The organism is Salibaculum griseiflavum (assembly GCF_003129565.1).
In the GTDB taxonomy this organism is placed as follows: domain Bacteria; phylum Pseudomonadota; class Alphaproteobacteria; order Rhodobacterales; family Rhodobacteraceae; genus Salibaculum; species Salibaculum griseiflavum.
Window position 1 is genome coordinate 59765 of the sequence record NZ_QETF01000019.1, and the last position, 7473, is coordinate 67237.

The 7473-nt window shown below is 66.0% G+C and carries 9 protein-coding genes; all 9 read right to left on the minus strand.

Translation table 11 applies throughout. From position 1 onward, the window contains the following. Positions 1–107: 107 nt before the first annotated feature. Positions 108–863, minus strand: a complete 756-nt coding sequence (locus tag DFK10_RS14075; protein ID WP_109389665.1) for an SDR family oxidoreductase — start codon at positions 861–863, stop codon at positions 108–110. Beyond that, entirely contained in the window at positions 860–2332 is a 1473-nt protein-coding gene (locus DFK10_RS14080; RefSeq protein WP_109389666.1) for a carnitine 3-dehydrogenase, read from the minus strand. Before DFK10_RS14080 ends, DFK10_RS14075 begins: the two co-directional genes overlap by 4 nt. A 35-nt stretch (positions 2333–2367) precedes the next feature. Beyond that, positions 2368–2646 (minus strand): hypothetical protein, encoded by a 279-nt coding sequence (locus tag DFK10_RS14085; protein WP_109389667.1) that lies wholly within the window; start codon positions 2644–2646, stop codon positions 2368–2370. Continuing rightward, entirely contained in the window at positions 2643–3146 is a 504-nt protein-coding gene (locus DFK10_RS16640) for a lipocalin family protein (RefSeq protein ID WP_235866855.1), read from the minus strand. The genes DFK10_RS14085 and DFK10_RS16640 overlap by 4 nt, the downstream gene beginning before the upstream one ends. A 4-nt stretch (positions 3147–3150) precedes the next feature. Beyond that, a complete protein-coding gene (locus DFK10_RS14095; protein WP_109389668.1) occupies positions 3151–4065 on the minus strand; it encodes a BKACE family enzyme in 915 nt (304 codons plus the stop codon). Positions 4066–4219: 154 nt separating this feature from the next. Further along, positions 4220–5161 carry an XdhC family protein gene (locus DFK10_RS14100; protein WP_109389669.1) on the minus strand — a complete coding sequence of 314 codons (942 nt, stop codon included), beginning with the start codon at positions 5159–5161 and terminating at the stop codon, positions 4220–4222. A 43-nt stretch (positions 5162–5204) separates the two neighbouring features. Further along, positions 5205–5639, minus strand: a complete 435-nt coding sequence (locus DFK10_RS14105; protein ID WP_109389670.1) for a BLUF domain-containing protein — start codon at positions 5637–5639, stop codon at positions 5205–5207. Positions 5640–5665: 26 nt separating this feature from the next. After that, positions 5666–7267: a phosphoenolpyruvate carboxykinase (ATP) gene (locus tag DFK10_RS14110; protein WP_217810165.1), complete on the minus strand. Its 1602-nt coding sequence runs from the start codon at positions 7265–7267 to the stop codon at positions 5666–5668. Positions 7268–7341: 74 nt separating this feature from the next. Continuing rightward, the coding region (locus tag DFK10_RS14115; RefSeq protein WP_146193276.1) for an NAD(P)(+) transhydrogenase (Re/Si-specific) subunit beta at positions 7342–7473 on the minus strand (132 nt) is incomplete at its 5' end.

Consider the following 7473-nt stretch of genomic DNA (forward strand, 5'->3'; position numbering starts at 1 on the left):
CCCCCCCCCCCCCCCCCCCCCCCCCCCCCCCCCCCCCCCCCCCCCCCCCCCCCCCCCCCCCCCCCCCCCCCCCCGGTCGGATCGCAACGCGATCCGAAACCGGGGGCTCAGACCTGCGGATCGGGATTCACCGTATGGCCATCCACCGCAATCGCCTGCCCAGAAATCCGCCGCGCCCGGTCCGAGGCGAGAAAGACCGCCATATCCGCGACGTCCGCTGCCTCGACGAAGGTCTTGAGCGAAACGCCCGCCGCGTACCCTTCGTAAACAGCATCACGGGTCATGCCCTTGGCGGCCGCCTCGGCCTCCAGCACGCGCTCCATACGCGGCCCCTCGACCGCACCGGGCAGGATCGCGTTGGCGCGGATCCCATGCGGCCCAAGCTCCATAGCGACCGTCTTCATGAGGCCGATCACGCCCCATTTCGCCGCCGCGTAAGGGCTTCGATTGGGATAGCCATAGATGCCGGCCGTGGAAGACGTGAATAGCATCACACCCCGCCCCGCCGCCTTCATGAGGGGCGCGGCATATTTCGCCACGAGGAACGCCCCGTCCAGCGTCACCGCCGTGCAGGCGCGCCAGTCATCGAGCGCGACCTTCTCGATCGGGGCCGTCGGCCCCTTCACCCCGGCATTGGCACAAAGCACGTCCAGCCCACCCGCCATGCCGATCTCGTCGATCACCGCGGCAATGGCGGTCTCTTCTGCGGCATCCGCCATCCGGGTTCGCCAGGTAGCCGGGCAGTCGGCCAGAAGACGTTCATCCACATCCGTCACCCAGACCTCGCAGTCCTCGTCGGCAAAGGCCTCGGCCATGGCGCGTCCGATCCCGGAGGCGCCGCCGGTGATCAGAACCCGCCTCATCGCGGGCCGACCGCCGCGCCAGCCCCCTTCGGCCGCTCCAGCGTCGCATGTGCCGCAGCCAGCCGCGCCAACGGTTCCGCGACCTGCGGCGCGGGGTCGCTCGCGCGCCGCGTCTCAAGGCTGACATGGATCAGCAGGTGCTCCCCCGTGGCCAATTCGCGGTCCCCTTCGTACATCCGGTGGAACAGGTGCAATTTCTTGCCCGCCCCCAGCAGCACCTGCGTCTCCACCCGTATCCGCGCCCCGGCGCGCACTTCGTCCAGATGCCGGATATGGGTTTCGGCGGTGAAGTAGCTCCCACCCGACGCGATATAGTCCGTCGTGCAACCCACGATCATCATCAGCCGGTCAGAGGCATCGCCGAAGGCCTGCAGATACCGCGCCTCGTTCATGTGGCCGTTATAGTCTGTCCAATCCAGCGGCACGGCCCGGTCCAGGGTCAGGACCGGCCGCGCCAGGTCAGCGATATCGTCCAGCGTCTCAGGCACCCGGCGCGTCGCGTTCAGCAACTTGTCATGGGCATTCATCAACGCCCCCGCGCCCCAGTCGCGCGCCTTCAGGCTGCGCATCATACCGACCAGGTTGGCATCGCGGATCCGCTCGAGCTCGCGGATGGAATGCTGACCCGATTGCGCGTCGGACTGGCCTGCAATGGTCTCGACCAGCTCGTCCGTCAGGTCTGGCACGTCCATCAGCTTGGTCCAGGGCCATTCCAGGCAAGGCCCGAACTGGGCGATGAAATGGCGCATCCCGGCCTCGCCGCCCGCAATGCGATAGGTCTCGAAAAGCCCCATCTGCGCCCAACGCAACCCGAAGCCCATGCGGATCGCATCGTCGATTTCCTCGGTCGTGGCGATACCGTCGCGCACCAGCCAAAGCGCCTCGCGCCAGACCGCCTCCAGGAACCGGTCCGCGATATGGGCGTCGATTTCCTTGCGCACCCGCAGGGGATGCAGGCCCACCTCTCGCAACAGCCCTTCGGCATGGTCCAGAAAGCCAGGCGTGTTGGCCTCGGTCCCCACCACCTCGATCAGCGGCAGCAGGTAGACCGGGTTGAACGGATGGCAGACGATGATATGGCCCGCACGCGTGGCGCCGCCCTGCAGTTCCGACGGCTTGAAACCCGAGGTCGACGACCCGATCACGGCATCCTCGCTGCAGGCGCTCTGCAATTGCCGATAGACCTCGCGCTTCAGGTCGAGCCGCTCCGGCACGCTCTCCTGGATCCAGTCCGCCCCCTGGACGGCCTCTGTCATGCTCTCGTGAAAGCTCAGTTCGCCTTCGCCCGGAAGGGCCATGTCGTAGAGCCCCGGCATCGCCGCGCGCGCATTATCGAGCACTTCACCGATCTTGCGCTGCGCTTCCGGGTCCGGGTCGAAGACCCGCACATTCCAGCCATTGAGCAGGAACCGCGCCGCCCAGCCGCCACCTATCACACCGCCACCAATGATGGCCGCCGTTTTCGTCACGTCCTGTCCTCCCCTGATGGATCGTGGTGCGCCGGTCAGGCGTTTTCGCCGGGCTGCGGCACCGGGCTGTCGGGATGGTCGAATTCATCCGGCGGAACCGGTTCCCCCACCACGCGCGGATCGCAGGCCACCATGGGGCTGCCCTGGTCACGAATGATCAGACCTCCACGCGCGCGGCACTGCTCGAAACTCATGGACGAGCCGAGCACGATATATTCGCGCATCCCGCCGCCCCCGGCTGCCGAGGACATGGCTACATCGTCGCAGGCCCCAAGGGCGAGCACGGCACCGATCGTCGCAAGAATACGTTTCATTCAACCACCTCTTCGAGTCGGGTCGGATCATAGCCGAACCATGTCAGGATGTCGCGCGCCGCGGCGCGCCTGTCCGCGCCGCCCTTGCCGGGCCGCTCCATGATCCAGCCGAAGGCGCCATCCGGTCGACCAACCGCGGCCGTGCGGGCATCCGCATCCATCCACAAAACCCAGAACGCCCCGGCGGGCAGACCGGCAACCGGTCGTTCCAGCCGCCACCGGCCATTGCCTTGCGCGATCAGCGCGGTGGGGGAGATGCCATCGCGTTGCAGGGCGAGGGCCTCGTTCGGTCCCGGCAGAAATGCCAGCCTTGTCCCCACGGTGACACCGCCAGCCCCGGCCACCACGCCCCATGCGCCGGACAGGTCCGAGGCCGTGACATCGACCTGGCTGGCAATCGGTGCCGAGAGGTCGCGAAAGGGCGCGGCCTCCTCGTCCAATTGCGTGGTGCAGCCGGGCGGCAACAGAACGGCCAGCAGGAGGGCGCGGCCCCACCCCACAGGATCAGACCGACCCGGGTGCGCGCTTGACCAGGCCCAGACGGGCGCGCACCTCGTCAGGGCCGATCACCCGCGCGCCCATGCGTTCGACGATCTCGACCGCACGGTCGACCAGTTGCGCATTCGTGGCCAGCACGCCCTTGTCCAGCATCAGGTTGTCTTCCAGTCCGACCCGCACATTGCCGCCTGCCAGCACCGCGGCGCTGACATAGGGCATCTGGTTACGGCCGAGGCCAAAGGCACTGAAATGCCAGTCGTCGGGCACGTTGTTGACCATCGCCATGAACGTATTCAGGTCATCGGGCGCGCCCCACGGCACACCCATGCACAGCTGAACCAGGGCGGGACTGTCGAGAACACCGTCCTTGACCAGTTGCTTGGCATACCAGAGGTGGCCGGTATCGAAGGCCTCGATCTCGGGCTTCACACCCAATTCAGTCATAATGCGGCCCATGGCCTGCAACATGCCGGGCGTGTTGGTCATCACGTAGTCGGCCTCGGCGAAGTTCATCGTCCCGCAATCCAGCGTGCAGATCTCGGGCAGGCACTCGGCCACATGGGCCACGCGGTCGGCGGCACCGATCATGTCGGTTCCCTCTGCCACCGGCAGCGGGGCATCCGTGCCGCCAAACACGATATCCCCCCCCATGCCGGCCGTCAGGTTCAGGACAACGTCGACTTCGGCGTCTCGGATACGGTCGGTCACTTCGCGGTAATATTCCAGCTTGCGCGACGGCGTGCCGGTCTCGGGATCGCGCACATGGCAATGGACGATCGCCGCCCCGGCCTTGGCCGCTTCTATCGCGCTCTCGGCAATGGCCTTGGGCGAGCGCGGAACATGGGGGCTGCGATCCTGCGTGCCTCCGGACCCGGTCACGGCACAGGTGATAAAGACCTCTCGGTTCATTTGCAGCGGCATCTTGCTCTCCCTCTTCTGGCAGCCTCACCCTACCGGGCCACGCTTGACGAGCAAGAGGAACCGACCGCCAACCCCTTCGCGGTCGAGCCGGGCAAAAAGGTGGCGTCGCGATACATCAGGAGGTCACGGACAGTTCGCCCAAGGATTGAATGGCCTATGCCGGCTGGGCGGAACCCTTGGAAAGCACCTCGGCGAGCACGGAGACGGCCAGCGTGTAGGCGTTGCGGGTAGACGGGATCAGCCCGACAGGGCCGTGCAGCCGATCGCGCGCCTCGGGCGAAACGCCGAGCGCTTCGAGTTCCAGCAGCCGCGCCTCGGCCGAGCGTCGGCTGCCCTGCGCCCCGACGAAGAACGCCGGAGACTCCAGCAAGGGCACCAGCAAGGGCGGCTCCCAATCGTGATCGTGAAAGAACAGGATCGCGGCGGTGCGGGCGTCGACCTCGATATCGGGCGGCAGGGCCTTCCCGACCAGGTGACGCGTGCGGCACCCGGCTTTTTCGGCCTCCTGCAAGGTGCGGCGGTCGGGCGACATGACGATGTTGGGAAACCCCATGGACTGGACGATGGCGGCAAAGCTGCTGGCCTCGGGCCCGGCGCCCAGGATCAGGAAGCGCAAGGCCGGATCGAAGCGGATCGCGAACCCACCCGTGATGGGTCCTGTCTCATCCGCTTCGTCCAGCGACACAGCACCATCGGCCGTGTCTATCGTCAGGCGACATGACTGCCGCCCATCATGACGCCGCACGAGGTCCTGCAACACCAGCCGGTCGGGCCGCGGCACGATCAGCACGTCCATGCCGCCCCCGCAGGGCAGCTTGATGTCCATGAAGGGCGAGCCCTTGCCATAGCGCACCTGCACCGGGTCACCTGTGCCAAGCGCCTCGACAGCGTGGTGGGCGATGTCGGATTCGATACAACCCGAGGACAAAGAGCCAACCGTCCGGCCATCCTCGAACACCGCCATGCAGGCGCCCAATGGCCGGTACGAGGGGCCCTCGATCCCGCAGATCACCGCCAGCGCCGCCGCCTGCCCCGATCGGGCGATCGCCTCGAGCGGTTCGATCTCCTGTCGTGCCACACCACGCAGCTGGGTCATCTCCTCCTCCGGGCCAGCCGGGGTCCCTCAGGGTCGGCTTCGGTCATAGATCCCCCGCGAAGCCCCGCAACAGGTCCGGCGCCTCGGGCATTCCTCCCGACTCCAGGTCCTGCCAGAAGCTGTCCTTGTCGATATCGGCAAAGCCGGGCACGTTGGCCAGCTCGCCGGGCTCCACGTTCTTGAAGCCCATGGACCAGTTGGGAAACATTCGTTCGTCTTCGGTGCCTTCCGCAAGAGTGACGATGGTGTGATGACGCGGGTCATCGGAAATCCGACTCCAGAGATCATCCAGGGCCTCGTCCGGCCCCTCGATGGCCTGGATGAAATACCCTTTGTCGAAATCGTCACTGTAGCGATACAGCAGCAGCCCCGTGATCTCCTCCTTGGTATTGCGCGACCGGCTGCGCCCCAGCAGATCGGCAAGCTTTTCGGTCGAGAACGGCGCGTGGGCCTGGCTCACGTAGATGATATATTTCATGTCTAGCGCCCTTTCGATTGCAGCGGTCAAAGGTCCGCGGTCTGCGGAACCCTCGACAAGGGGAACGTGACGCCCAGCTCGGACAGTTTCGGCATGATCCGCGACCGCAAGCCGTCCGCGGCCCGGTCGAAGGCGTCCTTGTCCCGCCAGGTGTCATACGGGTCAAGATAGGGTCGCGCCTCGGCGGGTCCATCGCAAGGAATTTCGACGCCCCAGACCCGGTCGCGCTCGAACCGTACCGCCCCAAGGGTGCTGTTCATCGCCGCCCGCAACAGGCTGCGCGTGACCGAGATCGGCATCCGCTTACCTGTTTCGACATCGCCGCCGCTCCAACCGGTATTGACCAGCCAGACCTGCGCACCCGATTGTTCCAGCCGCTTTTCGAACAGGTCCGCATAGACCGCCGGGGGCCGTGTCAGGAACGGGGCCCCGAAACAGGTCGAAAAGGTCGGCTCGGGGGCACCGACGCCGCGTTCCGTTCCCGCCACCTTGGAGGTGAAACCCAGCAGGAACAGCACACGCGCCTCGGCCGGGCTGAGCCGTGCGATGGGCGGTGTCACCCCAAAGGCATCGCAGGTCAGCAGGAAGATGTTGCGCGGCTCGGCCCCGCGCGAGTCTGGCGCGACATTGGCCAGCCGTTCGAGCGGATAGGCCGCGCGGGTGTTCTCCGTGATCGTATCGTCGTCGAGCATCAATGACCGGCTGTCCTCGTCCATCACCACGTTTTCCAGCACCGTTCCGAAGGCATGCACCGCGTCCCAGATTTCCGGCTCGGATTCCTTGGACAGGCGGATCGTCTTGGCATAACAGCCGCCCTCGAAATTGAAGATGCCCTCATCGGACCAGCCGTGTTCGTCATCCCCGATCAGCTTGCGCGTGCGATCGGAGGACAGCGTCGTCTTGCCGGTGCCCGACAGGCCAAAGAAGAGCGCGGTATCCTTCGCGTCCTGCACCGAGTGGTTGGCAGAACAATGCATCGGCAGGATACCCCGCGCGGGATACAGGTGGTTGAGGATCGTGAAGGCGGCCTTCTTGTTCTCACCGGAATATTCCGTGCCGGCGATCAGAACCAGTTTCTGCTCGAAGCTGATCGCGACAACGGTCTCGCTGCGGGTGCCGTGGCGGGCCGGGTCGGCGCGGAAATGCGGCAGGTTGATGATCGTGAAATCAGGCGTGTAGTCCGATAGCGCGTCGCGGGGCGGGCGGCGCAGCATGTGCCGCAGGAACAGCGCATGCCAGCTGAAACCGGCGATCAGCCGGATATTGACGGCGTGCTCGGCCACGGCGCCGCAAACAAGGTCCTGCACCTCGACGTCACGATCGGCCAGCACCTCCAGCATGTCCGCTTTCAGCGTCTCGAAATCCTCGGGACGCAGGGCGCGATTGCCGTCCCACCAGATGTCATCCTTGGTCGACGGCTCGACAACGATATGCTTGTCCTTTGGGGATCGTCCGGTGAACTGCCCGGTGTCCACCACCAGTGCGCCATCGCGCGACAGCCGGCCCTCGCCATTCACGAGCGCGGTTTCCAGCAGCGCAGAGGCCTCCGCATTGTAGCGGGCATAGCGCGCCTTGTAGCCCTGCACCTCGATGCCGAGGGTCGGGTTGCGCAATCCGGTTTCAAACATGGATGTCTCCTGCCCTTCGACCGGGCCCCACGCTGCGCGCGGGCCCGGTCCTGTCATGCTCGGTGTGCCCTGCTTCACCCGATCAACCCGAGGAGTTTATCGAGGGATTGTTTTGCGTCGCCGTAGAACATGCGGGTGTTTTCCTTGAAGAAGAGGGGGTTTTCGATGCCGGAATACCCGGTGCCCTGGCCGCGTTTGGAGACGAA

What these genes read in the sequence shown, in the direction of transcription:
- DFK10_RS14095 (WP_109389668.1), bottom strand. Translation starts at nt 4,065, where the DNA reads ATGCCGCTGCAAATGAACCGAGAGGTCTTTATCACCTGTGCCGTGACC.
- DFK10_RS14110 (WP_217810165.1), bottom strand. Translation starts at nt 7,267, where the DNA reads ATGTTTGAAACCGGATTGCGCAACCCGACCCTCGGCATCGAGGTGCAG.
- DFK10_RS14105 (WP_109389670.1), bottom strand. Translation starts at nt 5,639, where the DNA reads ATGAAATATATCATCTACGTGAGCCAGGCCCACGCGCCGTTCTCGACC.
- DFK10_RS14100 (WP_109389669.1), bottom strand. Translation starts at nt 5,161, where the DNA reads ATGACCCAGCTGCGTGGTGTGGCACGACAGGAGATCGAACCGCTCGAG.
- DFK10_RS14075 (WP_109389665.1), bottom strand. Translation starts at nt 863, where the DNA reads ATGAGGCGGGTTCTGATCACCGGCGGCGCCTCCGGGATCGGACGCGCC.
- DFK10_RS14085 (WP_109389667.1), bottom strand. Translation starts at nt 2,646, where the DNA reads ATGAAACGTATTCTTGCGACGATCGGTGCCGTGCTCGCCCTTGGGGCC.